At 62.8% G+C, this 26,118-nt stretch carries 16 protein-coding genes; 7 read left to right on the top strand and 9 right to left on the bottom strand.

Annotation, left to right across the window (positions count from 1 at the left end; all coding sequences use genetic code 11):
- Positions 1-4: 4 nt before the first annotated feature.
- The 8 genes from AC2YI2_RS28870 to AC2YI2_RS28835 form a co-directional block, all read right to left on the bottom strand.
- A complete protein-coding gene (locus AC2YI2_RS28870; protein WP_487389988.1) occupies positions 5-6,235 on the bottom strand; it encodes a HAMP domain-containing protein in 6,231 nt (2,076 codons plus the stop codon).
- Between the two features lie 335 nt (positions 6,236-6,570).
- On the bottom strand, positions 6,571-6,768 hold the full coding sequence (locus AC2YI2_RS28865; protein ID WP_487389987.1) for a DUF2934 domain-containing protein: 198 nt from the start codon (positions 6,766-6,768) through the stop codon (positions 6,571-6,573).
- 149 nt (positions 6,769-6,917) lie between these two features.
- Positions 6,918-7,148 carry a hypothetical protein gene (locus AC2YI2_RS28860; RefSeq protein WP_487389986.1) on the bottom strand — a complete coding sequence of 77 codons (231 nt, stop codon included), beginning with the start codon at positions 7,146-7,148 and terminating at the stop codon, positions 6,918-6,920.
- Positions 7,149-7,281: 133 nt separating this feature from the next.
- Positions 7,282-9,969: a bifunctional diguanylate cyclase/phosphodiesterase gene (locus tag AC2YI2_RS28855; protein ID WP_487389985.1), complete on the bottom strand. Its 2,688-nt coding sequence runs from the start codon at positions 9,967-9,969 to the stop codon at positions 7,282-7,284.
- A 140-nt stretch (positions 9,970-10,109) separates the two neighbouring features.
- Positions 10,110-10,445, bottom strand: coding sequence for an SH3 domain-containing protein (locus tag AC2YI2_RS28850; RefSeq protein WP_487389984.1), 336 nt, complete (start codon positions 10,443-10,445; stop codon positions 10,110-10,112).
- A 933-nt stretch (positions 10,446-11,378) separates the two neighbouring features.
- Complete coding sequence (locus tag AC2YI2_RS28845; protein WP_487389983.1) at positions 11,379-12,176, bottom strand: TIGR02186 family protein; 798 nt, start codon at positions 12,174-12,176, stop codon at positions 11,379-11,381.
- Positions 12,173-13,099, bottom strand: coding sequence for a sulfite exporter TauE/SafE family protein (locus AC2YI2_RS28840; RefSeq protein WP_487389982.1), 927 nt, complete (start codon positions 13,097-13,099; stop codon positions 12,173-12,175). The genes AC2YI2_RS28845 and AC2YI2_RS28840 overlap by 4 nt, the downstream gene beginning before the upstream one ends.
- A 220-nt stretch (positions 13,100-13,319) precedes the next feature.
- The gene (locus AC2YI2_RS28835; RefSeq protein ID WP_487389981.1) at positions 13,320-17,129 is read right to left on the bottom strand and encodes a peptidoglycan-binding protein; all 3,810 of its coding nucleotides are present in this window, start codon (positions 17,127-17,129) and stop codon (positions 13,320-13,322) included.
- A gap of 480 nt (positions 17,130-17,609) precedes the next feature.
- On the opposite strand from AC2YI2_RS28835, the gene AC2YI2_RS28830 reads away from it, so the two are divergent.
- The 6 genes from AC2YI2_RS28830 to AC2YI2_RS28805 all read left to right on the top strand — a co-directional run bounded on the left by AC2YI2_RS28830 (position 17,610) and on the right by AC2YI2_RS28805 (position 24,316).
- Positions 17,610-19,403: an acyl-CoA dehydrogenase C-terminal domain-containing protein gene (locus tag AC2YI2_RS28830; protein ID WP_487389980.1), complete on the top strand. Its 1,794-nt coding sequence runs from the start codon at positions 17,610-17,612 to the stop codon at positions 19,401-19,403.
- A 229-nt stretch (positions 19,404-19,632) separates the two neighbouring features.
- Entirely contained in the window at positions 19,633-20,004 is a 372-nt protein-coding gene (locus tag AC2YI2_RS28825) for an endonuclease domain-containing protein (protein ID WP_487389979.1), read from the top strand.
- A 249-nt stretch (positions 20,005-20,253) separates the two neighbouring features.
- A complete protein-coding gene (locus AC2YI2_RS28820) occupies positions 20,254-21,462 on the top strand; it encodes an acetyl-CoA C-acetyltransferase (RefSeq protein ID WP_487389978.1) in 1,209 nt (402 codons plus the stop codon).
- Positions 21,463-21,524: 62 nt separating this feature from the next.
- Positions 21,525-21,659 (top strand): hypothetical protein, encoded by a 135-nt coding sequence (locus AC2YI2_RS28815; protein WP_487389977.1) that lies wholly within the window; start codon positions 21,525-21,527, stop codon positions 21,657-21,659.
- 33 nt (positions 21,660-21,692) lie between these two features.
- A complete protein-coding gene (locus AC2YI2_RS28810; protein ID WP_487389976.1) occupies positions 21,693-23,906 on the top strand; it encodes an FAD-dependent oxidoreductase in 2,214 nt (737 codons plus the stop codon).
- On the top strand, positions 23,903-24,316 hold the full coding sequence (locus tag AC2YI2_RS28805; protein ID WP_487389975.1) for a hypothetical protein: 414 nt from the start codon (positions 23,903-23,905) through the stop codon (positions 24,314-24,316). The genes AC2YI2_RS28810 and AC2YI2_RS28805 overlap by 4 nt, the downstream gene beginning before the upstream one ends.
- A gap of 63 nt (positions 24,317-24,379) precedes the next feature.
- Here the strand turns inward: AC2YI2_RS28805 and AC2YI2_RS28800 are convergent, their stop codons facing one another.
- The gene (locus tag AC2YI2_RS28800; protein WP_487389974.1) at positions 24,380-25,360 is read right to left on the bottom strand and encodes an MBL fold metallo-hydrolase; all 981 of its coding nucleotides are present in this window, start codon (positions 25,358-25,360) and stop codon (positions 24,380-24,382) included.
- A gap of 428 nt (positions 25,361-25,788) precedes the next feature.
- On the opposite strand from AC2YI2_RS28800, the gene AC2YI2_RS28795 reads away from it, so the two are divergent.
- Positions 25,789-26,118: a hypothetical protein gene (locus AC2YI2_RS28795; protein ID WP_487389973.1), complete on the top strand. Its 330-nt coding sequence runs from the start codon at positions 25,789-25,791 to the stop codon at positions 26,116-26,118.

The following is a 26,118-nucleotide window of genomic DNA, read 5'->3' as shown; positions in this document are numbered from 1 at the left end:
CCCCTTAGCGATGCAGCCACATGCGCAATGCGGTCAGCAATTGCTCGGTATTCACCGGCTTCGCCAGGTAGTCCGATGCACCCGCCTCAAGGCACTTCTCCCGGTCGCCCTTCATGGCCTTCGCGGTCAGGGCGATGATCGGAAGCCGCCTGAATGCCGGATCGGACCGGATCGCCTGCATTGTTTCATAGCCGTCCATTCCGGGCATCATGATATCCATGAGAACGATGGCGACCTTCGGCTCCTTCTCGATGATGGAGATCGCGTCGCTGCCGTTGGTGGCGGTCAGCACATTCATCCCGCGCCGCTCCAGCACGCTGCTCAGCGCGAAGATGTTGCGGGCATCGTCGTCGACCAGGAGCACGGTGCGGCCAATGAGATCCTCGTCAGACCCGTGCAGCTTCTCCAGCATCTTCTGCTTGGCAGGCGGCATGTCCGCCACGATCCGGTGGAGGAAAAGCGCTGTTTCGTCGAGCAGACGCTCGGGGGATTCGACGCCCTTGACGACGACGCTTCGCGCCATCGTGTGAAGCTGCGCGTCTTCCTCGGGCGACAATTCGCGGCCGGTGAAAATGATGACGGGGACATCTCCTATGCTCGCATCGTCGCGGATCTGATCGAGCACATCGAAGCCCGACATGTCGGGCAGCTTGAGGTCGAGCACCATGCAATCCGGCGGATCTTCGCGCAGCTGCTTCAGCGCGTCGGCGCCGGTATCCACACTCATGAGGTCGATATCCTCGTGGCCGAGCAATTCGGCGACGCCGATCCGCTCGCGCTCATCATCCTCGACGAGCAGGAGGCGCTTGCGCCGCGGCTTGGCGAAATCCTTGAGCTTGGCGAGCGCCTTGTCGAGCCCACCCAATGTCGTCGGCTTGGTCATGAAGCCATAGGCGCCGCGCGCAAGCCCATGCTGCCGGTCCTCGTCAAGCGTCACGATCTGCACCGGGATATGCCGCGTCAGCGGGTTCTGCTTGAGTTGACTGAGAACAGTCCAACCGAGCATATCAGGCAGGAAAATATCGAGCGTGACAGCCGTCGGCTGGAACTCGCGCGCCAGATCGAGCGCCTCCGCACCACGATGCGCGATCAGCACCTTGAAGCCGTTGTCGCGCGCCAGGTCCGCCATGACCGATGCATAATGCTGGTCGTCCTCGACGACGAGCAGGATCGCATCACCCGGCTGGATTGCATTGCGATCATCGGCCAGTTGCTCGAAGGCGGCCTCGGTCAGCAAGCCCGACGGCCGCGCCTGCAGCGTGGGCTTCGCGTCCTGCGGGGCGATTCTCACCGGCGCGGACGCCGTCCCGACATAGGTTTGCGGCAGATAGAGCGTAAACGTGCTGCCGACACCCGGCGTGCTCCGGAGCTGGATTTCACCGCCGAGCAGGTTTGCCAGCTCGCGGCTGATGGCAAGCCCGAGGCCCGTGCCGCCATATTGGCGGCTGGTCGAGGCATCCGCCTGCTGGAAGGCCTCGAAGATGATCCTCTGCTTTTCCGGCGGAATGCCGATGCCGGTGTCGGAGACCTCGAAGGAAACCACCGACGGCGCATGGTTGAGGGAGGAATTGTCGGGGCTCCAGCCGCCCTTGACCGGCATCACGCGCAGGCGGACGCTACCCTCCAGGGTGAACTTGAAGGCGTTGGAAAGCAGGTTCTTCAGCACCTGCTGCAGACGCTTGGAGTCGGTGATGATGCTGCGGTCGAGCTCCGGCGAGAGCTCCGCCTCGAAGGCAAGCCGGCGATTGTCGGCCTCGTGCCGGAACGGCCGCGTCAGCATGTCGACGAGGCTCGAGAAGAAGATTTCCTCCGCCTCGACCGAAACCGTGCCCGACTCGATCTTCGAAAGGTCGAGGATGTCGCTGATCAGGTTGAGCAGATCGGTGCCGGCGCCGTGGATGGTGCGGGCGAACTCGACCTGCTTTCCGGTCAGGTTGCCTTCCGGATTGTCGGTCAGCTGCTGGCCGAGGATCAGGATCGAGTTGAGCGGCGTGCGCAGCTCATGCGACATGTTGGCCAGGAACTCGGACTTGTATTTCGAGGTCAGCGCCAGCTCGGTCGCCTTTTCCTCGAGCGCGCGGCGGGCCTGTTCGATTTCCTGGTTCTTGGCTTCGACTTCGACATTTCGTTCGGCGAGCTGCTGCGCCTTCTGCTCCAGCTGGTCGTTGGTCTGCTGCAATTCGCGCTGCTGCGACTGAAGCTCGGTCGCCAGCTGCTGCGACTGCGTTAGCAGGCCCTCGGTCTGCATGGTCGCTTCGATCGAGTTGAGCACAATGCCGATCGACGTCGTCAGCTGGTCGAGGAACGAGAGCTGCAGCTCGGTGAAGCTGCCGGTGGAGGCGAGCTCGATGACCGCCTTGACCTGCCCTTCGAAATGCACCGGAAGCACGATCGCGCTCCTAGGCTTGGTCTTGAACACACCCGAGCCGATCGGCGTGATCTCGCGCGGCATTTCGGTGAGGAGAATGCGCCGCGCATCCAGCGCGCATTGACCGATGAGGCCCTGACCCATCTTCAGGCGCTCCGGATGGCCGCGGACACCATCGCTGGCATAGGCGGACAGAAGCCGGAGTTGTCCGGATTCGCCATCGCCGGCGACCGAGTAGATCACGCCATGCTGAGCGCCGACGAGCGGAGCGAGTTCCGACAGCAGCATGCGGCCGACCGTCGAAAGGTCGCGCTGGCCCTGCAGCATGTTGGTGAAGCGCGCGAGGTTGGTCTTCAGCCAGTCTTGCTCGGTATTGCGCTCCGTCGTGAGACGGAGGTTGTCGATCATCGTGTTGATATTGTCCTTGAGTTCGGCGACTTCGCCGCGGGCCTCGACCTGGATGGAGCGCGTCAGGTCGCCCTTGGTGACGGCGGTCGCGACTTCCGCGATGGCGCGCACCTGGGTGGTGAGGTTCGCCGCCAGCAGGTTGACGTTGCCGGTCAGGTCTTCCCAGGTGCCGGCGGTGCCCGGCACATGCGCCTGGCCGCCGAGACGCCCTTCCACCCCCACTTCGCGCGCCACCGTCGTCACCTGATCGGCGAAGGTGGCGAGCGTGTTGGTCATGTTGTTGATGGTCTCGGCGAGCGCCGCGACCTCGCCCTTGGAGGCGACCGTCAGGTTCTGCTTCAGGTCGCCGTTCGCCACCGCGGTCACGACCTTGACGATGCCGCGCACCTGTTCGGTCAGGTTCGCCGCCATGACGTTGACGGTGTCGGTCAGGTCCTTCCAGGTGCCGGCAACACCGGGCACCTGCGCCTGGCCGCCGAGCTTGCCCTCGGTGCCGACTTCGCGGGCCACGCGCGTCACTTCGCCGGCAAAGGCGTTGAGCTGGTCCACCATCGTGTTGATGGTGTTCTTCAGTTCGAGGATTTCGCCCTTCACGTCCACGGTGATCTTGCGGCTAAGGTCGCCGCGCGCCACGGCCGTGGTGACTTCCGCAATGTTACGGACCTGCGTGGTGAGGTTCGCCGCGAGCAGGTTGACGTTGTCGGTCAGGTCCTTCCAGGTGCCGGCCACGCCGGGCACCACGGCCTGACCACCGAGGCGTCCATCCGTACCCACTTCGCGAGCCACGCGCGTCACTTCACCCGCAAAGGAGCGGAGCTGGTCGACCATGGTATTGAGCGTATCCTTGAGCAGCAGAATTTCGCCACGCACGTCGACCGTGATCTTGCGCGACAGGTCGCCGTTGGCGATCGCCGTCGCGACCTCGGCGATGTTGCGCACCTGCGCGGTCAGATTGCCGGCCATCGAATTGACCGAGTCTGTCAGGTCCTTCCACGTACCGGCGACGCCCGACACCTGGGCCTGACCGCCGAGCTTGCCTTCCGTACCCACTTCGCGCGCCACGCGCGTCACTTCGCCGGCGAAAGCATTCAGCTGGTCCACCATCGTGTTGATGGTGTTTTTCAGCTCGAGGATTTCGCCCTTCACGTCCACGGTGATCTTGCGGCTGAGGTCGCCGCGCGCCACCGCCGTGGTGACTTCCGCGATGTTGCGCACCTGGCCCGTCAGGTTCGAGGCCATCGAGTTGACGTTTTCGGTCAAGTCCTTCCATGTCCCGGCCACGCCCGGTACCTGCGCCTGGCCACCGAGCTTGCCCTCCGTACCGACTTCGCGGGCGACGCGCGTCACTTCCGAGGCGAACCGGTTGAGCTGGTCCACCATCGTGTTCAACGTCTCCTTGAGCTGGAGAATTTCGCCGCGCACATCGACCGTGATTTTGCGCGACAAGTCGCCGTTGGCGATGGCGGTCGACACTTCCGCGATATTTCGCACCTGCGCCGTGAGGTTGCCGGCCATGGAATTGACGGAGTCCGTCAGGTCTTTCCACGTGCCGGCAACGCCGAGCACATTTGCCTGGCCACCGAGTCGACCCTCGGTGCCCACTTCGCGGGCGACGCGGGTGACCTCGCCGGCGAAGCCGTTCAGCTGATCCACCATCGTGTTGATGGTTTCCTTGAGCTCCAGGATTTCGCCGGAGACCGTCACAGTGATCTTCTTCGACAGGTCGCCCTGCGCGACGGCGGTCGCCACTTCGGCGATATTGCGCACCTGCGCGGTCAGGTTCGACGCCATCGAATTGACCGAGTCCGTCAAGTCCTTCCACGTACCCGCAACGCCGCGCACCTTGGCCTGGCCTCCGAGCCGGCCTTCGGTGCCGACTTCTCGCGCGACGCGCGTCACTTCGCCGGCAAAGCCGTTCAGCTGGTCGACCATCGTGTTGATGGTCTCCTTGAGTTCCAGGATTTCGCCCGACACCGTAACCGTGATCTTCTTCGACAGGTCGCCGCTGGCGATGGCGGTCGAGACTTCAGCGATGTTGCGCACCTGCGCCGTAAGGTTCGACGCCATGGAGTTGACGTTGTCGGTCAGGTCTTTCCAGGTACCGGCAACGCCGGGCACGAGCGCCTGGCCACCGAGCCGGCCATCGGTGCCGACCTCGCGCGCCACGCGGGTGACTTCACCGGCAAAACCATTGAGCTGGTCCACCATCGTGTTGATGGTTTCCTTAAGTTCAAGGATTTCACCGGACACGGTCACCGTGATCTTCTTCGACAGGTCGCCATTGGCGATGGCGGTCGAGACTTCGGCAATATTGCGCACCTGCGCCGTAAGGTTCGATGCCATGGAGTTGACGTTGTCGGTCAAGTCTTTCCACGTGCCTGCGACTCCCGGCACCTGCGCCTGGCCACCCAGGCGGCCTTCGGTGCCCACTTCACGGGCCACGCGCGTCACTTCGCCGGCAAAGCCGTTGAGCTGGTCCACCATCGTATTGATGGTTTCCTTGAGTTCCAGGATTTCGCCGGAGACGTTGACCGTGATCTTGCGCGAAAGGTCGCCGCGCGCCACGGCCGTGGTCACCTGCGCGATGTTGCGCACCTGGGCGGTCAGGTTGCCGCACATGGCGTTGACGGAGTCCGTCAGGTCCTTCCAAGTGCCGGCGACGCCGGGCACCAGCGCCTGGCCACCAAGCTTGCCTTCGGTGCCCACTTCACGAGCCACGCGCGTCACTTCCGAGGCGAAGGAGCGCAGCTGGTCGACCATCGTGTTGATGGCTTCCTTGAGCTGCAGGATCTCGCCGCGTACGTCGACCGTGATCTTCTTCGAGAGGTCGCCGTTGGCCACCGCGATCGTCACTTCGGCGATGTTGCGCACTTGCGCGGTCAGGTTCGACGCCATGGAATTGACGCTCTCGGTGAGGTCCTTCCACACGCCGGTCACTTCGCTGACCTGCGCCTGGCCGCCGAGCTTGCCGTCGGTGCCGACTTCGCGGGCGACGCGCGTCACTTCCGAGGTGAAGATGTTGAGCTGCTTGATCATCGTGTTGACGATCGATGCCGAGCGCAGGAACTCGCCTTGCAGTGGGCGCCCGTCGACGTCGAGCGGGACAGTCTGCAGCAGATCGCCCTTGGCGACGGCCGTGATCGAGCGCGTCACCTGCGTCGTCGGCCAGCTCAGGTCGTCGACCAGCGTGTTGACCGAGCGCTCGATATCCGCCCATGCGCCACTCGAACGCTCGAAGCGGACGCGGGTATTGATCTTGCCTTCGCGGCCGACCATCTGGCCGATATATTCGAGCTGTTGGGCTATGTTCTCATTGGCTTCGACGATTTCGTTGAAGGTATCGGCGATCTTGCCCTCGATGCCGGTCTGGTTTCCCGGCAGCCGGACCGAAAAGTCCCCGCGGCGCATGGCCTGAAGAGCGGCAAGCAGTGCGAGCGCCGCAGGCTCGGGCCCCTGCATAACTTCGCCCGACTGATTCTTGGAACTTTCCCGCCGCCTGGCGGGTTTTGCAGCTGCGTCCATCGATCCCCCTGACGCCTCTCGGCGGAATTTCCCGCTGGTGAACGCGCCAGACTCGGTTCGGTTCCCAGACAAGATCGCATTTTCATGGGGAAGCGTCTGTGACCGGAAGAGGGCTGCTTGGGATGAGCTGGGCCAGAAAAATGCCCGCCAATCACCCCTCGAAATCGAGACGTGGCGGCGCAGCGCTGCGCGCTAGGGATCGGCGCGAATCCCGACAACAGGCATTGGTCGCCACGCGCTCACGGCGCAGGACGCCTCGGGCGAGCCGCTCGCTATTCGGCGGCCATCGCGGTCTTCTTGCGAGGCCTGGCTTTCTTGTTGTCGTTCTGCAGTTCGACAGGGTCCATCAGAGCCAATTCGGCCAGAGCCTGCCTCCAATGATTTTCATGCTGACCGTCCGGCCTGCCTTCGCGCTCCCAGATTTCGTAGGCGCGCTCGCGTACTGCATCATAGTCGGAATTCTCGATCATCCTAAGCTCCCTGACGTAGGCCTGAGTCGAATCACACCCCATTGTATCGTATCGCCGCCGGCTTCCTAACCGGGAATTGCAGGCGCACACAGGGTAGTGACCGGGTTTGTCATGGACTGACGAAGTCGGGAGGCTATGTGATCGCCTGACTATGCGAGTCTTGCCCGGGGTTCCGTGCTGTCGACCAGCATCCGATCGCGATAGTGTCGGCGCGCCTGCAGCGTGTCTCGCAGCCGTAGCAGGAACTTCTCGGCCAGTTGCGTCGGCTCACCCAGCCGCCTGAGTTCTGAGATAATTCTCTCCTGCTGCCGGATGCCGCGCTCCATCAGAGCGATGCCGTTATCGACCGCTGTCATGTCGTCTTCGTCGAGAAACATCATGTTACCCTGCTCTCCCAAAACCTGGTCAAAACGCCGACCCGACGACTTGGTTCCCGCTGCCCGAGCGGCTTTCTCGATTCCATGAAATATTCCATGGCACGCGGGTCGTCACCGCCGAGCTGCCGAAATAGGGTCAGGCCTTGCGGATCATGCTCTCGCGACCATCCATCCAACGGCGCTCGCTGACAAAGCCGAGGAGGTCGCCCGGCGACATCGGCCTGGCAAGCGCGTAGCCCTGCAGGGTGTCGCAGCCGAGGTCGCGCAGGATCTCGGCATGGGCCATGGTCTCGACGCCTTCGGCGACGATCTCGATGCCACGCGACCGGCCGATCTCGATGATCGAGGCGACGAGTTGCTGCTGCGCCTTGGATTCGAGCAGCGGGATCACCAGCTGGCGATCGATCTTCAGCCGGCGCGGATGGAGTTTCAGAAGGGTCACGATCGAAGCGTGGCCGGAGCCGAAATCGTCGATCTCGATATCGGCGCCCAGCGATTTCAACCGCTCGATCTGGTGGATCAGTTCGCTGTCCTCGCCGTCGAAGGAAATCGACTCCAAGAGTTCGAAGGATAGCGAGCCTGGACGGAACGACAGGCTCCCAAGCCGCTCGAACAGCGTCTCGTCCATCAGGCGCTGGGCGGAGACGTTCACCGAGACCTTGGGGATTGGATAGCCGCTGGCATTGAGCCGGAACTGCTGGAGCAACGCATGGTTCAGCACGATGGCATCGATCTGGGCGACGACCTTGAGGTTCTCGGCAATCCGGAGGAACGCGGCGGGTGGAAGAATGCCCTTGGTCGGGTGATCCCAGCGCGCCAGTGCTTCCAACCCGACGATCTCCAGCGTGTGCGCATCGAACTGCGGTTGGAAATAGGCGATGAATTCGTTTTGTTCGAGACCGCGCAGGATCTCATCCGCGGTCCGCTTGGTGTTGACCACCTCGAGCCTCAGCGAGTCGGTAAAGCTCTCGACCCGGTTCCGGCCGCGACGCTTGGCTTCGTAAAGCGCGATATCCGCGTTGACGAGGACCTGTTCGATCTTCGAATCCGCGCCGCTGCGCGTGGCAATGCCGATCGACGATCCGACACGACATTCGTGGCCTTCATGGATGAGCGGCCGCGAGATCGCCTCGATCAGCCGCCCCGCAAGCTCGCCGTAGTCCTTGTCGGCATTCTGCGGTGCCGAGATCACCACAAACTCATCACCGCCGATGCGGGCGAGGAAATCGCCTTCGAAGACGGACTCGGCCAGCGTCGTGGCAGCATATCGGAGAATGCGGTCGCCGGCCGCATGGCCCAGCGTGTCGTTGATGTCCTTGAAACGATCGAGGTCGATATGCATCACGGTGAGCGCGGCTGCGTCGGTTGAGCGCGCCTCATGCTCTGCGACGATCCTGTCGAGATAGCGACGGTTGGGCAGGCCGGTCAGCGCGTCGTGGAGTGCCGCACTCTCCATGACGAGACGCGCTTCCTCGAGCTGCTCATTCTGGATATCGGATACCTGCTTGGCTCGGCGGAGATCCTCCTGCAGACGGATGTCATCGGTAACGTCCCAGTTAACGCCGACGATCTTCTTGTGGCCGAGAGAACCCTTCACGGTCGTGCCGATCGCCCTGATATGACGGATGTCGCCATTGCGCCAGATCACTCGGAACTGCGTATGGTATTGCTCGCCCGTCTCGATCGCGCGGGCGAATTCTGCCTCTGAGCGCGACAGATCCGCAGGATGAAGCCCGCCCTTCCAGTCTGCATAGCTCGCCCTTCCGTCGGGGAGCTTGACGTCATAGAGGGCCTGCATGCGTTCGTCCCAGATCAGCGATCCGGTGATCGCATCGTAATCCCAGATACCGATCTTCGAACTGTCGAGCGCGATCTGCAGACGCTGAGACATCGTTCGCATCTCGTCTTCATGCTCGCGCAGCTTTCCGAGATGGCGCTCGCGCTCCTGGGTGAGCCGTGCCGTCCAGACCATCGGCGCAATGACGATGAAGGCGATCAATGCCAAAAGACCGCGGATGCCCCAGAGCTGCAGCTTTGGCATGGCCCAGCCGCCCTTGGGTATGGCTGAGAACCGCCAGTCCTCGTGACCGAGGGGCATGGTCATCTCCACGGGACTCTGCGTCAGGATCGACGCCTGCCCGAAGAAGGGCGCTGGATCGACCTTGCCGCTCTTCTCGGTTTCGATGGCCACTTCAATCGCCAGATCGTCCGAGAGAAGTCCGCTGCTTTGGTAAAGCTTCTGCAGATCGAAAACCGCCGAGACGATGCCCCAGAAATGCCCGCTGCCGTCGGGCCGCGCGTCGATCACCGGGAAGCGGGCGATCACAGCCTCTCCGCCCTGCACCAGCTTGACGGGGCCGGTCAGCAGCAATTGTTTGGTATCGCGGACCTTGAGCGCTGCCGCGCGCTGGGTGTCATTCTTCGTGTAGTCGAGGCCGACGACCCGTTCGTTACCCTTGATGGGATAGACGAGCGATACGACGAAGCCGGGCGCGGCGGCGACATTACGGATCGGCGTGTCGCCGGTGACGATACGCGCACCGAGTTCGGAATAGCGCGCCTGGTCCATGTCCGGCTCGGTTTCGAGCACGGCGACATAGCCCTGGACCAGTTTCACATTGCCGTGGATATCGTTTTCGAGCCGGGTGCGGATCTTGCCGAGCGTCTCGGAAACCTGCTGGCGCATATCCCGCTCGCTCGAATAGCGCACCTGCCAGTCGGCGAAAAAGAAGATGAAGACCATGGTAACAAGCGCGACGACAGCCGGCAGGTAATGCAGCTGAGAACTGCGGCTCAAGGCGAGCGGGTGGTTTCTATCCGACATCGATTGCCCGGTTCGAGGTGCAGGAACGCGCCAACGCCCACAAATACTTACCTGTTTCGTATTTCACGTTTCCCTTAATTTTCCCTTCATCCGGCAGGGCGGTTTGCTGCCGGAAGGGCTGAAAACACCGTGGTTTGCGCTCAGAGCGTGATGCGCAGCGGGCTGATGCGCTTGCGCATGACCTTGCGCTGGCCGTCAGTGGCCCAAGTAAGCTTCGACGACTGGACCCAGCCGCGCTGGCCATCGGCCTCGACTTCGCACCAGGTGGCGGTCGGCTCGCAGGCAAGGACCGACAGCCCCTGGCCCCAGGTAATGATGCCGATGCGGGGATAATCCTTCGACGGGCCGCCGAAAAGCAGCATCGAATTGCGGGCGAGTGCGATATCCTCACGGGCGGCATTCTCGTCGGCCGCAATGGCCGGACCGGTCGCAAGCGCCATCGCCAGGACGGCAGCAGATAGGAAGCGGACAAACATGACTAATCTCCAACGGAGCGCGGAACATCGAGAGTTCCAGCGGCTTCAAGTTCATGCAGATTGAATTCCCAGAGCTGCAAACCGGTTCCATCTTTTTTATCTCCAGGCAGTTGACTCTCGTGAATGTGATGGTCTCGGCAAGGATCCGCTGGTGCAAAGATTGCCGGCTCTGGCGCCTTCGGCGTAACGGCCGGGCCGCAAGCACACCTCCGCGTTCACGCGGGCGGTTCCGCTCCGTGGTTTGACCATGCTACGCTTCCGATCCCCCGCTTGCGCATGAGAGATCGGCCGGGGCACGAAATCGTGCCACGTTAGTAATGACTGCCTCTCGGCAGCCGATAAGGCCCGTTTCGGTGCCCCGTTCGGTGGTTTTTCCCGCGCAACTCCGGTCCCTCTGCGTCACCGAATGCCTTGGGAACGGGTGCGCCTGTTCAGCCTACCCGCCCGCGATGTGAAGCCCGCCATCCATCGCTGGCATGTCGGGCCCGCGGGACCATCACCTCCCGCTTGGCATCCGATGCCTCCTATGCCTCACAGGCACGCCAGGCCCTTTTTCAGGCCTGAGGAGGACCATTTTCTGCACGGGCCCTGACATGGAGCTTTGCGTCGTCTCCCCACGCCAGCAACACCGACCCCGCCTCGACGCATCGCCATGCGTGGTAGCCGATGCGGGACGGGAGTGATTATCGCATGGCCCGAGGGGGCGGGGAAAAATTGGGTTAGTGGATTGTATTCAATCAATAATACCCCAAATTTTTTTGGAAGGGTTTCTTCACCCCTCTCCAAGCGCGTCCGGCATTCGCCTACGTCTCATGCGGACTTGCTATCCTCTGCCGCAAGGGGAGAGGTAGACTCGCGGCCTCGCCACGTGCGAACCTGTGGTCGATTGTTGCGAGGCGTGGACGCTCAGGTGAACAAGGTCGGCGTACCCCGTCAATCCCTTCTAAACATAAGACTCGCGGCCCATCCGGTCAGCACTGCAAGCAGCACCGCAAACACGCCATACATCAGCGGCTGATCAAACGCCGCAGCCGTGATCGACTCTTCCAGCCCGGTCTTGACGACCTCCATCTCCAACTGCTTTTCGTCGAACATCCGCCCATCCTTGAAGAGATAGGCGCGGATGATGTGGCGGCCGTTCGGGACGTCGGCGGGAATGTGGATGGTCGCCGCGAAGAGCGACGAAGACACGAATTTCACGCCGCCAGGATTTTCCTGATAGAGCCGCGACTCGGTCTTGAGCTTGAGGAAAGCGTCGCGATAGAGCGCCACTTCTTCGGCACGCCCTGAAAAGGAACTTGGTACAATCCGCGCCCGCGGCAGGCCGACGGCATGGGTCACAAGCTCGAGGTCGCTCGCGATGAGGGACAGATCGCGGGTCGAGGTCATCGAATAGGATTCGGGCATGGCCTCGAAGACGACGGAATGCCGGTTGATCCAGATGCCGGCAACGCGTTCCTTGCGGCGCATGGTGATGCGGTCCCGCGGTCCCTCGAGCGCCACGACGATGTCATAGCCGTGTCTGGCGAGGAGACCTGGATCGACATTTTCGATCGCCCCGAAGATCGTAACGTCCGTCCCGGCGAAATCCGGAACAATGGCGATCTTTGTCGAGGAAATGCCGATGTTCAGCGCCTCACGTGTCGGCGGCAGGTCTTCGGGCGCAGCCACCTGCGCGGCGGCGTTACCCGCCGCCAGGAGCAGCAGCGCGATGACCGCCCGCCACCTCACCGCGTTGCTCCCGAGCGAACGATGGAATAGATGTCGCCAGGCGCGCTGAAGAGGTCGATCGCCAGTCGTGCACCGACGGCGAGGATGAGAAGGGCCAGCAGCGCCCTCAACTGCTCCGCCTTGAGCTTCTGACCGGCGCGCACGCCATATTGCGCGGCCACCACGCCTGCCAGCATCAGGATGAAGGCGAGCACGATATCGACTGTGTGGTTCACCACAGCCTGCACGATGGTCGAATAGGTCGAGACGAAGATGATCTGGAAGAGCGATGTTCCGACCACGACGCTGGTCGGGATGCGCAGCAGATAGATCATCGCCGGCACCATGATGAAGCCGCCGCCGACGCCCATGATCGACGTCAGGATGCCGACGCCAAAGCCGAGCGCTGCTATCGGAACGACCGAGAGATAGATCTTCGATTTCTTGAAGCGCATCTTGAACGGCAGACGGTGCACCCAGTTGTGCTGGCCGGTGCGCTTGAGGGTGACCGGCTCGTTGAGCCGCGCACGCCGGATGGCATTGACGCTTTCCCACATCATCAAGCCACCGACGGAGGTGAGCAACACGACATAGAGGATGGAGATGACGAGATCCAATTGTCCGAGCCGTCGGAGCGCCTGGAATATCCAGATGCCGACCGTGGCGCCGAGCAGGCCGCCGACCAGCAGCACCGTGCCGAGCTTGAGATCGAGCGAACCACGGCGGAAATGGGTGATGGCGCCCGAGATCGACGAAGCGATGACCTGGTTGGCACCCGTCGCCACCGCGATCGCCGGCGGGACATTGTAGAAAATCAAGAGCGGCGTGATCAGAAAGCCACCGCCGACACCGAACATGCCCGACAGGAATCCGACGGCCGCCCCCATCCCGAGGATAATGAAGATGTTCACCGAAAGCTCGGCGATGGGCAGGTAAATCGTCACCGGCGGGCCCTTGCCACAATAGATCGATGACGGGCGAGAAGTTTTCCGGCCCGTTCCCGTCGTTAGATATTGATTTTTATGAAGTCTTGCGCCCGGTGGCGGTGACTGTCAACCGCAGGGCCGCGGCTATCGCGAAGTTTAATTAATTTCCATTTCACTGCAAAATCGACAGGTTAAGTCGTGATTGCAGCTCGACGGGCACCGGCGGGATTCCTCCCGCTCAGCTCTTCTTGTTGCGCTTGAGCAGTTCCTTGACCAGCGCGTCATTGATCTGGCCTGATGGCTCCTGGCCGACGGATTTCTGGAAGGCCTTGATCGCGGCGACGGTCTTCTTGCCCATCTCGCCATCGGCCTTGCCGGCGTCGAAGCCGTTCATGTTGAGAATCGCCTGGATGTTGCGGATCGCCCGCTTCATGTCGACGGTCGCGGTGGTGTTGCCCTTGGCGAGCCAGGCATCCGGCACCATCGGCGTGTTGGCGGCATCGTTGATCGGGGCAGGCTTCCAGAGATCGAGCTTGGCCTTGGCGCTCTTGAGTTGTTCAGGGGTGAGCGCGTTGGCGACTTCGTCGCGCTTCTGCGCCGCATCCTGGTCACCCTCGCGGGCCGCAACCGCGAACCACTTGTAGGTCTCTTCGAGATCCTGCGGAACGCCGTTGCCGCGGGCATAGAGGATCGCGAGGTTGAACTGGCTGTCGCGAACGTTGAAATTCGCCGCATCCTTGAACCAGCGTGCCGCCTCGGCAAAGTCAGGCGTGCCCCCGACGCCGGTGGCATAGAGCACTGCGAGATTGTGCATGGCGCTGGCATTGCCCTTTTCGGCAGCCGACTTGTAGAGCGCCTTGGCCTTCTCGACGTCACGGGTGACACCGTTGCCCTTTTCATAGAAATTCGCCAGCCGGTATTCGGCCGGAGCCGAGCCGCGATCTGCCGCGAGCTGGTACCACTTGGCCGCTTCTGCCAGATCGGTCTTGACGCCGCGGCCATCGGTATAGCGGGCGCCGATTTCGAACAGGGCGAGAGGATCGGCTTTCTTTGCGGCCTCCACGAGCGCTGCGGGCTGCAGGCCGGCCGGTAGCGCAATCTCGTCCGCTGCCGGCTTTTCCGGGGTCGCGAACGCCTGGTCGGTCGTCTTCTCGTCTGCTTTGGTCGTGTCGAGCGTCGCAGCCGGAGCCTCCTCCGTCACATCCGCATCGGTCGTCGCGGTCGCATCCACTTGGGTGTCGGCCGGCTTCTCGAACGTGGTCGCCTGGTCTGTGCTCTCCGCCGGCTCCATGATTGTGTCGGCAGCGGTCTGGTCCGATGGCACTGAGTCGGTCGTGCTCGCGGTATCGGTCGGCTCTTTGGCCAATACCGGTGCGGTGGCATCCGCCGCCGAGGCATCCTTCTGCGCGGGGTCGGCGACCGCTGTGTTGTCCTCTTCCGGCAATGTCACGGAACGTTCCTGCAGCACCTCCGGTGCCGGCGTGTCAGCCGTGCGGCCGCCGATCAGATTGGAGACCAGCGGGTAGGACATGACCACGAGCAGGATGGCGGCGGCGGCGAGCAGGATCGGACGGCGCACCGAGCTCTCGCCGGAACCGGCGAGCTTGGCAGGCCTCTTTTCCTTTTCCTTCTTGAAGGCGGTCGGCTGGCCCAGCTTTTGTGCACCGGCTTCGGCGGCAGCGGCCTGGGCAGCGCGGCGGGCGGCGGCGATCACGTCGCTGGTGCCGGTTGTCGAATCGTTGCGTGCGCCGGGCGCCTGGCCATTGCGGACGCGCTCCAGGATCTTCTTGACGTCGGGTACGCCAGCGCCCGGTTCGAGCAGCATATTGGACTCGGTGCCGACGACGGCGTCACCCGGATCGAGTGCGGGTGTGGGGTCGACCGCCATGCGTTTGGTATTGTCCGCAGGCGGGCTCTTCTTGCTGGGCTTCAGCTTTGCCGCGAGGCTGGCAATCAGACTCTTGGACATTTTTGGCGCGGTGGCGGGCGCCATCGGGGTCGCATCGGCACCGACGGCGTCGACGGGTGCCTCGATCGCGGGCATGAGTTCGGCTTCGTCGAACACGTCGACCTTGGAATTCTCCGGCGCACGCCGCGGCGGGGGATCACCTGCAAGCATGTCGATGGCGGAGAATTCCGGCTGTGCCGCCTTCGGCATCGCGACGGATTCCCTGAGGCGCTCGCTGGTCTCGCGGACGGGCTCGACCGGGGCGGCGCGTTCCGGAGCGAGCGCTGCGGCGGCCGGTGCCGCCTGGCCAAGTTCGTTCAGCCGCCCGGCGATCTGCACCAGCGTCTCGTGCAGGGCTTCAAAGGTCGATTGCGTGCGTTCCTCGCTCGACCGCGTATAGGCTTCGAGCGCGCGGAGATCATCGGCCAGTCCAGTCAGCGCAGTGATTTCGGAAGCACTTGCACCGTGAGAGACGAAGCCGCCGCGCGAATAGGCCTCGACCACCGTCTCGGCCGCCTGGCGCGCTGCTTCGACGATGAATTCGTCGCTGGACGCCATGTAGTCTTCGATCGCATTCAGCCGCTCGCCGAGCGCTTCCGGAAAACCTCCTCCGGCGACGTTCACCGGGCCGGACTGGTTGAGCAGACCCGAGAGATTGGCAATCTGCCGTTCGAGATTCTTGAGGGCTGCGGTATCTGCGGCCGGTGCAGCGGCGCTCTCGTCGAGCCGCGCGGCAATGTCGACGAGCCGGTTCTCCAGTCGCGACATGGCGACCGTATCGGCCGGTGCGGCGACAGGAGCATCCCGCGGGACATCGATGTCGTCCATCTTGCGCGACAGCAAGTCGAGCCGCGCGATCAGGTCGGACGCCGACGCGCCGCCGAGACCGTCAATCTTGCGCGAGATGTCTTCGAGATGATCTGTGAAGGCCGACGGTGCAGCCGTCTCGCGGAAATTCCGTTCGATCAGGCCGGAGAGCTGGGCGATGCGGTCTTCGAGCTTGCGGGCCGCCTCTTCGCTGGCCAGTTCTTCGATCCGCGCGGCAAGCTGCTCTATCCGGTCGTTGATGGCGACAGCCGGGTCGGTCTGCGGCATGGCGGCGATATGATCGACCAGTTCGTCGATGCGGCCCTCGAGCCGCTGCAGCGTCGAGCCGTCGAAAACCGAACCCGACGGCTGGCGTGCGGAAGCGGCGATGGCGCGGGTGATCTCGTCGAGCCGTTGGTCGAGGCTCTCGAAATGCGCAACGAGCCCGGTCTGGCTCTGCATGTTTCGGCCGACCGCCTCGACGGCGCTGGCCACGGCGAGCAGCTTTTCTTCGAGCGCCCGCACCGCCGGGCCGGCGCTCATCTCGCCGAGGCCGGACTTGATGCCGTCGATGCGCCAGGCGAGCTGGACGAGTTCTTCGCGCATCGCTTCGGGGTCGAAGGCCGCCACGGCCCGTTCGGTGCCGGCGACGCGCACTTCGAGACTGCGCACGCTTTCCTCGCGGGCGACATGGCTGAGCATCGCGCGGAGTTCGTCGAGATCGGCGCGCAGATGGCTCGTGTCGGCACCGCGATTGTTATTTTCCAGGCGGTCGATCGAGGCGCCGAGATAGGCAAGGTCGGTGCGGAGCGATTCAACGCCTTCGTTCGGAGCCGTCGTCTTGAGGCTGCGCATCTCGCTGCGGATTTCGCCGAGGCCGTCGCGGAGGTCGCCGCTCAGGCCTTCGCGCAGCTCCTGCCGAAGTGCAGCGAGGGTCGCGGCAATCTCGCTGAGCGCGGGATCGGGTGCGGCGACGCGCGGTGCCGGGCGTTCCCAGGCCGGCTCGGGGGAAGCCATTGGCGGGACATCATAACGCGGTTCGGACCGGTAGGCGTCTGCGCGAGGCATCTCCTGGCGCGGCCGTTCCATCACCGATGCGACACGTTCGCGGGTCGAGCCCAGCGTGCGCTGGCGTTCGAGGATGGCATCGACGGGACCGCCGGCCGGCATTGCAGGCCGCTGGCGATCGCCCATCAATCCATGGATGCGGGCTTCGAGGCCCTCGATGGTACGATTGAGCTGATCCAGCGAAGGCTTGCCGCCATTGGGGGTATTTGATCGCGATCCGTTCATATCAGCCGCTCGATTCCCTGCCGGATACTTCCGGCGTTCGTGCCACCGGCGCCAATGCCAGCCGGTTCTCCATGCTGACCCTGATCCTTGGGACGGTAGCCGGGCGGTCTTTCGCCGGGCTGGCGCGAAGGGCAGGTTACTGCGGAGAACGGGCCAAATCGAACATTCGCGCCGCGTTTCATTAACGAGATTTAAAAAATCGTGGTAAATAAGCCGTTAACCGGTCTGAAAATTCTTTAACCAGTCGTTTGCGTCTTCCGGCCGGACCTCTGTTTTTCCGGTCGTCAAGAACAGTTTTCCCAACCAATCCATCCTCGCTTAAGCGTTTCGCGTTAGATTTCCGCTCAACCGTGGGATGGGAGGGCCGCGATTTTTCAGCACCAACCTGTTCCAAAGTGATTTTTGACGTTTACGCAAACGTCAATATTTTGTAGTAGAGCTTGAAATCGAAAGCCAATCGCCTGGGGTGAGGAGACCGCAATGCCCGTTTACAGAGCGCCCGTCGAAGACACGTTGTTCGTTCTCAACGATGTTCTCGGCCTGGAGAAGTACAATAACCTGCCGGGCTTTGCCGACGCCACGCCTGACATGATCGAGGCCATAACGGGCGAAGCGGCCAAGCTCTCCGAAGAGGTGCTCTTTCCGCTCAATCGCGTCGGAGACCAGGAAGGTTGCAAGCGCAACGACGATGGTTCGGTCACCCCGCCCAAGGGCTTCAAGCAGGCATACGACCAATATTGCGAAGGCGGCTGGTCCGGTCTGTCGGTGCCGGAAGAATTCGGCGGCCAGGGCCTGCCCTATACGCTGCACAGCGCCGTCGGCGAATATATGTCCTCCGCCAACATGGCGCTGATGATGTATCCTGGTCTCACCAACGGCGCGGTCGCAGCGATCCTCGTCCATGGATCGGACGCGCAGAAGACCACCTATGTGCCCAACATGGTCTCCGGCAAGTGGTCCGGCACCATGAACCTCACCGAACCGCATTGCGGCACAGATCTGGGCATGCTGCGCACCAAGGCGGTGCCGCAGCCCGACGGCACCTACCGCATATCAGGCCAGAAGATTTTCATCTCGGCCGGCGAACACGACATGACCGACAATATCATCCATCTGGTTCTCGCCCGCATTGAGGGCGCGCCGGAGGGAACCAAGGGCATCTCGCTCTTCATCGTGCCCAAATTCCTCGTCAATGCCGATGGCTCCGTGGGCGCCCGCAACGGCGTCACCTGCGGCGCGATCGAGCACAAGATGGGCATCCACGGCAACGCGACCTGCGTGCTCAACCACGACGATGCCGTCGGCTATCTCATCGGCGCCGAGAACAGGGGCCTCGCGGCGATGTTCGTGATGATGAACGAGGCCCGCCTGGGCGTCGGCCTGCAGGGTCTTGCCATCTCCGAAGCCGCCTATCAGGGCGCTGCAAGCTATGCCCGCGAGCGCATCCAGGGCCGCTCGCTCACCGGCCCCAAGGCGCCGGACAAGAAGGCCGACCCGATCATCGTCCATGCCGATGTTCGCCGCACGCTGATGCAGATCCGCTCAATCAACGAGGCCGGCCGCGCCTTCCTGCTTTACACCGCGCTGCAGTCCGATATTGCCCACCGCTCGCCGGATGAAGCCGAACGCCAGAAGGCGGACGACATCCTCTCGATCATGACGCCGATCCTCAAGGGCGTGATGACCGACCGCGGCTTCGACAACGCCGTTCAGGCCCAGCAGATGTTCGGCGGCCATGGCTATATCGAAGAACACGGCATGAGCCAGTATGTCCGCGACGCCCGCATCGCCATGCTCTACGAAGGTGCCAATGGCGTACAGGCGATGGACCTCGTCGGCCGCAAGCTCGCGGCCAATGGCGGCCGCGCCGTCATGGCGGTGTTCAAGGAAATCGGTGACTTCTGCGAGGAAAACCGCGGCGACGAGCGCCTTGCGCCCTTCACCAAAGCGATCAAGAAAGGTCTCAACGACCTGCAGGCATCGACCATGTGGTTCATGAGCAATGCCATGGCCAAGCCCGACAATGCCGGCGCAGGTGCGACCGATTACATGCACCTCTTCGGCCTGGTCATCCTCGGCTTCATGTGGGGCAAGTCGGCCAAGGCGGCCTTGGAGAAGCTCGATGCAGGCGACAGCCGCACCGATTTCCTCAACAACAAGCTGATCACCGCCCGCTTCTTCATGGAACGGCTGATGCCGGAGACGGCATTGCGCAAGGCCCGCATCGAGACGGGTTCGGACAGCGTGATGGCGCTGGACGCGGCGGCGTTTTGATCGATGGTCGGCGGGTTTAGCTCACCCCCCTCTATCCTGCCGGACATCTCCCCCACAAGGGGGGAGAGCGACTCGCGGCGTCCGTCTCGCTCACAATTAACGTCGAGTACTGAGCAACCATCACCAGATCGAGGCGGTAAGCGCACTCCATCCACTCTCCCCCCTTGTGGGGGAGATGTCCGGCAGGACAGAGGGGGGTACCCCACCCATAACCTAGCGGAGGCCCAAGTTGCCACACGCTAAGGTCCCCGAACGCGCCCGCTCGAACGCCCGCCGCCTGCGCCACGAAATGACCGACGCCGAGCGCGCCCTCTGGAACGAAATCCGCGCCCACCGCCTGATGGGCCTCAGTTTCCGCCGCCAGATGCCGATTGCCGGCTACATCGTTGACTTCGCCTGCCCGGATCACAAACTAATCATCGAGGTCGATGGGTCGCAGCATGGCAATGACGCGGATGTCCGCTACGATGCGGTTAGGACGGCGCGGCTTGAGTCGGACGGCTGGAAAGTTCTCCGCCTCTGGAACGACGAGCCGCTGAAGAACATCGATGCTGTCTGTGATGCGATCATCAGGACGATCGGGGTGGAGAAATTCGAATGACAGGTAGCGCCGGGATATACCCCCCTCTGTCCTGCCGGACATCTCCCCCACAAGGGGGGAGAGCGAGCCGGGGCAGCCGTCTCGCCCAAAATGAAAGTCGCATGCTGAGCAACGACCGCTCAATGAGTGCGATGCGCACGCGCCATCCACTCTCCCCACCTGTGGGGGAGACGCCCGGCAGGGCAAAGGGGGGTAAACCCCAATGAAAAACCTACAAGAATCCTCGGATCGCCCAGGGAGAAAAACACAATGACCGAAGCCTACATCTACGACCATGTCCGCACCCCCCGGGGTCGCGGCAAGAAGGACGGGTCCTTGCACGAAGTGCCGCCTGTGCGCCTCGCGGCGCATACGCTCGAATGGCTACGCGATCGCAACTCCATCGACACCAGCACCGTCGATGACATCATCTTCGGCTGCGTCGATCCCGTTATGGAAGCCGGCTCCGTCATCCCCCGCGCCGCGGCCTTCGAAGCCGGCTATTCCAATCGCGCGCCGGGCCTGCAGATCTCGCGCTTCTGCGCCTCGGGCCTCGATGCCATCAACCTGGCTGCCGCCAAGGTGGCGCAGGGTGCGGATGATCTGATCATCGCCGGCGGCGTCGAGAGCATGAGCCGCGTCGGCATGGGCATGTCGGGCGGTGCCTGGCCGGTCGACCCCTCGGTTGCCGTGCCGGCCTATTTCATGCCGCAGGGTGTCTCGGCCGATCTCATCGCCACAAAATACGGCTTCTCCCGCGACGATGTCGACGCCTATGCCGTCGAGAGCCAGAAGCGCGCGGGCCATGCCTGGGCCAATGGCTATTTCAAGCATTCCGTCGTGCCGGTCACCGACGTCAACGGCATGGTCATCCTCGACCGTGACGAGCACATGCGCCCGACCACCGACATGCAGGCGCTGGCTGCACTCCAGGCTTCCTTCACCATGATGGGCGAGATGGGCGGCTTCGATGCGGTCGCGTTCCAGGCCCATCCTGATGTCGAGAAGATCAATTACGTCCATCATGCCGGCAATTCGTCGGGCATCGTCGATGGCGCGGCGGCCGTGCTGGTCGGTTCCAGGGCCGGCGGCGAGACGATCGGCAAGCGCCCACGCGCCCGCATCAAGGCGATCGCCAATATCGGATCGGAACCAGCGCTGATGCTGACCGGCCCTGTCGACGTGACCGAAAAGCTGTTGAAGCGCGCCGGCATGTCCATCTCCGATATCGACCTGTTCGAGCTCAACGAGGCCTTCGCAGCCGTCGTGCTGCGCTACATGCAGGCTTTCGACATCCCGCATGACCAGATCAACGTCAATGGCGGCGCTATCGCCATGGGCCATCCGCTCGGCGCGACCGGCGCGATGATCCTCGGGACGGTGCTGGACGAGCTGGAACGGCGCGACCTCAACACCGCGCTGGTCACGCTCTGCATCGGCGCCGGCATGGGCACCGCAACGATCATCGAGCGCGTTTGAGGATGTCGCACGACACCGACGAAACGAGACAGCACTTCGAGGCTCGCAACTTGGATCAGCAGATGAAGAACGCCTACGCGGAATTCAGCGCTGACCCCAACGCACCGTCTCGCCGCTTGATGGCCGAAGCCTATGGAAGCCTCGGTGCACTCGTTCTGGTGTTCGTCATCTTTGGTGTGTTTTTTCTCGTCTTCTGACGACGACCAATTCTGGGAAGAGGAAATCCCGTAATGAGCAATTACAAGAATTTCACCGTCGAAACCGACGCCGATGGCATCGCGCTCGTCACCTGGGACATGCCGGGCAAGTCGATGAATGTCTTCACCCAGGAGGTGATGGACGAGATCGAGGCGATCGTCGATGCGACGGTTGCCGATGCCGCCGTCAAGGGCGTGCTCTTCGCGTCAGGCAAGTCGCAATTCTCCGGCGGTGCCGACATCACCATGCTGAACGCCATTTCACGGGCAATGGATGAGGGTCGCGCGACCGATCCGGCCGGCGCCACCAAGCGGCTCTTCGATGCCGCCGGCCGCATGAGCTGGCTGTGGCGGAAGATCGAGACCAATGGCAAGCCCTGGGTCGCCGCGATCAACGGCACCTGCATGGGCGGCGCGACCGAGCTCGCCATGTCCTGCCATGCCCGCGTGGCCTCCAATTCGAAGTCGGTCAAGATCGCACTGCCCGAAGTCAAGATCGGCATTTTCCCGGGCGCCGGCGGCACCCAGCGCATGCCGCGCCTGATCAACACGCAGGATGCGCTGCAGATCATGACGACGGGCCAGGATCTCTCCGCCTCGCGTGCCAAGGCGCTCGGCCTGCTGACCGAGGTCGTCGAGCCGGACAACCTGATTTCTGCGGCCAAGGAGCTGCTCAAGAAGGGCGTCGATCCCGTCGCGCCCTGGGACAAGAAGGGCTTCAAGGCCCCAGGCGGCACGATCTGGTCGCCGCAGGGCGTACAGCTGTTCTCGGCCGCGAACGCAATCCTGCGCCGCGAGACCAACATGAACTATCCCGGCGCGCACGCGATCCTGAAATGCGTCTATGAGGGTCTGCAGCTGCCCTTCGACACCGCGCTCAAGGTCGAGCAGCGCTATTTCACCCAGATCCTGCAGACGACCGAGGCCCAGATGATGGTGCGCTCGCTGTTCGTCTCGATGCAGGAACTCGGCAAGGGCGCCCGCCGTCCCGCCGGTGTCGAACCGACGAAATTCAAGAAGATCGGCGTCATCGGCGCGGGTTTCATGGGTGCCAGCATCGCCTATGTCACGGCCCGCGCCGGCATTCCGGTCGTGCTGATCGATCGAGACCAGGAAGCGGCCGACAAGGGCAAGGCGCATTCGGAAGAGCTGGTGAAGGGTGGGATTGCCAAGGGCAAGACAACCAAGGAAGACGGCGAGAAGCTGTTGTCGCTGATCACCGCCACACCTGACTACAGCCAGCTCGCCGATGCCGATCTCGTCATCGAGGCCGTGTTCGAAGATCGCAATGTCAAGAAGACGGTGACCGAAGCCGTCGAAGCCGTGCTGCCCGAAGGCTCGATCTTCGCCTCCAACACTTCTACGCTGCCGATTACCGGTCTCGCCGAGAATTCCAAGCGCCCGGGGCAGTTCATCGGCGTGCACTTCTTCTCGCCGGTCGACAAGATGATGCTGGTGGAAGTGATCCTCGGCGAAAAGACCGAAGACAAGGCGATTGCCGTGGCCCTCGACTATGTCGCCGCGATCAAGAAGACCCCCATTGTCGTCAACGACACCCGCGGCTTCTATGTCAACCGCTGCGTCTTCCGCTACATCAACGAGGCCTATGACATGCTCGCCGAAGGCGTGCCGGCCATCATGATCGAGAATGCCGCCAAGTTCGCCGGTATGCCGGTCGGCCCGCTTTCACTCAACGACGAAGTGGCGATCGACCTCAGCTACAAGATCATGAAGGCGTCCATCGCCGATCTCGGCGAGGCCTCTGTCAAGAAGCATCACATGGCGCTGGTCGACAAGCTGGTGACTGATCTCGGCCGCCTCGGCCGCAAGAACACCAAGGGTTTTTACGACTATCCGCCGAAACCCGCCAAGAAGTCGCTCTGGGCCGGCCTGAAAGATCTCTATCCGCAGAAGAAGGCCGAGGAGGTCGACTTCGCCGAGCTCAAGCAGCGACTGCTGGTCACCATTGCGCTCGAGGCTGCGCGTACCGTCGAGGAGGGCATCGTCACCGATCCGCGCGAAGCCGATGTCGGTTCGATCCTCGGCTTCGGCTTCGCGCCCTATACCGGGGGCACGCTGAGCTATATCGACGGCATGGGCGTGAAGACCTTCGTGGCGCTCTGCGAAAAGCTCGCCGGCAAGTATGGCGACCATTTCGCCCCGACACCGCTGCTCAAGGACATGGCCGCCAAGGGCGAGACTTTCTACACACGCTTCGACCCCTACCGCCAGAAGAAGGCGGCATGATCGCGCGGCTAGCGCTATCTTCGGCAGCTTCAGTCAGGCCGGCATTTGCCGGCCTGCTTTTCCTTCTGGCGCCCGGCACCGTGCAGGCTTTCGAGCTGCCACCAACACACCAGCTCCGCCCGGTCCTCATTCCCGGTTACTACGCCTGCCTCGACGGCACGACGCCAACCAGCGAGTTCGACATTCTCGACGGCACGGCCTACTTCCTGCGCGGCGCGACCCTCCGCGTCGGCGAGTTTGCCTATGACAAGGCGACCAGCATCATAGACTGGAAGTCCGGCCCCTTCGCGGATAACAACATCACCGGCTACAACACGACCCGGCTCTCGGACAAGAAGCCGGTCATCGTGCTGAAGTTTGAACCGTCGGGCGAGGAACCAAGCACGGAATACTGCACGATCGTTGAGTAGGAGGTTTGAAGACCCCTCCCAAGACCTCCCGCTTTTGGGGAATGGAGAGGGGTCTTATCCCTCTCAAAGCTCGAACTGATAGGTCTCCGGCACAAACCGATATCCGTCGCCGCTCTTCTCGACATAACCAACCGCCGGATAGGGCATGTGGTAACCGACGAATGGCAGCTTCTCCGCCGCCACCATGTCGAACACCTTCCGGCGCGTCGCAGCGGCGGCGGCCTTGTCGGCGTCGAAGCGTACTTCCCAGTCCGGATGCTGAAGCGACAGAATGTAGTGGTTGGCGGTGTCGCCGGTGATGAACAGGCCCCTGCCCTCGGACTCGAGCTGGAAGATCAGGTGTCCCGGCGAATGGCCGAAGGCCTCGTGCGCCACGATGCCGGGCACCACCTCCGAGCCTTCCTTGATGAAGGTCATTTTCTCGGCCAGCGGCACGACATTTTTGAGCACGCCCTTATGGCCGTTCTCGGCCGGGGTTCCTGATCGAGCCGGATCCTTCCAGAAATCATATTCGACCTGGCCGGCAAAATAGCGGGCGTTCTCGAAGGCCGGCTTGCCGCCCTCCATCAGGCCATTGATATGGTCGCCATGCATGTGGGTCAGCACGACAGCCGTCACCTGCCTCGGCTCATAGCCGAGCGACTGCAGGCCAGCGATCAGCTGGCCGTTGCCATTGGCGCGGCCGCCCTCACCGAAGCCGGTGTCGAAGAGGATGACTTCGCTGCCGGTATCGACCAGCGTCGGCGCGAAGGAATTGATCAACCTGTCCGACGGAAGCATGTTGGCTTCGAGCGCGGCTGCGACGTCCTCCGGTTTCTGGTTGGTGCCGAAGATCTCGTTCGGCTTGTCGGCGACGACCTTGCCATCGCGGATGGTGCTGATGGCAAACTTGCCGATCTTGAAGCTCTTGGTCTGGGGTTGGACGGCCATGGTATTTTCGCTTGCATCCTGGGCGAAGCTCGCCCGGGTGAGAATGGCGGGCGCGGCGAGCGCCGCCGCGGTAGATACGAAGAGAGTTCGACGGGAAATGCTCAGGTCTCGCATGACGTTCCTCCTGTCAAGGCAACTGCGCGGCGAAAGTGCCGAGAGAAAGCCGACCGGAGAAGTCACGTTCAGGTGAGCGGGATCACGTTCGGGTGAGAGAGGTCAGCCGTGCTAGAACATCCCTGAAGCGTGCAGTTCCGAAACCAGTCTGATGATCAGGCCGCCCAGCGCGCCAGCGCCGCACAGCCAGAGTACGATTGCCTCTGCCGCCATTCGTCCCTCCTTTGTTGCACTGCGGAAACGAGCTTACCGCCGCCGGGTTGCCATGGTGAGCGGAAGCTTTCGGGAGAGGGTTAATATCCTCTTTCCTGTGAGCCCCGGCATCGCATCAAGCCGTCTGTTCGCGCCGCCAGTGAGCGGGTATAGTTGCCCGGCTTGGGGAGGAGCGGCGCCATCTGCGTTATGGTGCTGGGCAGGATGGATTGAACATGCGGATCGTCATGCGGCTGGTCCTTCCACTGATTGCCTTCGGCGCCTTGGCCGGCGGCGGGCTCGCCCATGTCGATCCGGTCACCGGCCAGGACTACAAGCTGTTCCAGCGCCGCGACGGCGGCGGCGATTGCTGCGAATGGTACGATTGCCGCCCAGCCACGGCGCCCTTTTCGGAAGCCGAGGGCGAAATGATCATGGACCGCGCCGGCAACAAATACCGCTTCGATCCATCCAAGGTGGTCAATCGTCCCTCCGATGACGGCAACTGGCACATCTGCGGCGACGCCAAGCGGCTCAAATGCATCATCGCGCCGGTGGAAGGGTAG

It is taken from the genome of Rhizobium sp. SRI_017 (assembly GCF_057586295.1).
This window is presented reverse-complemented; position numbering and strand designations above follow the sequence as displayed.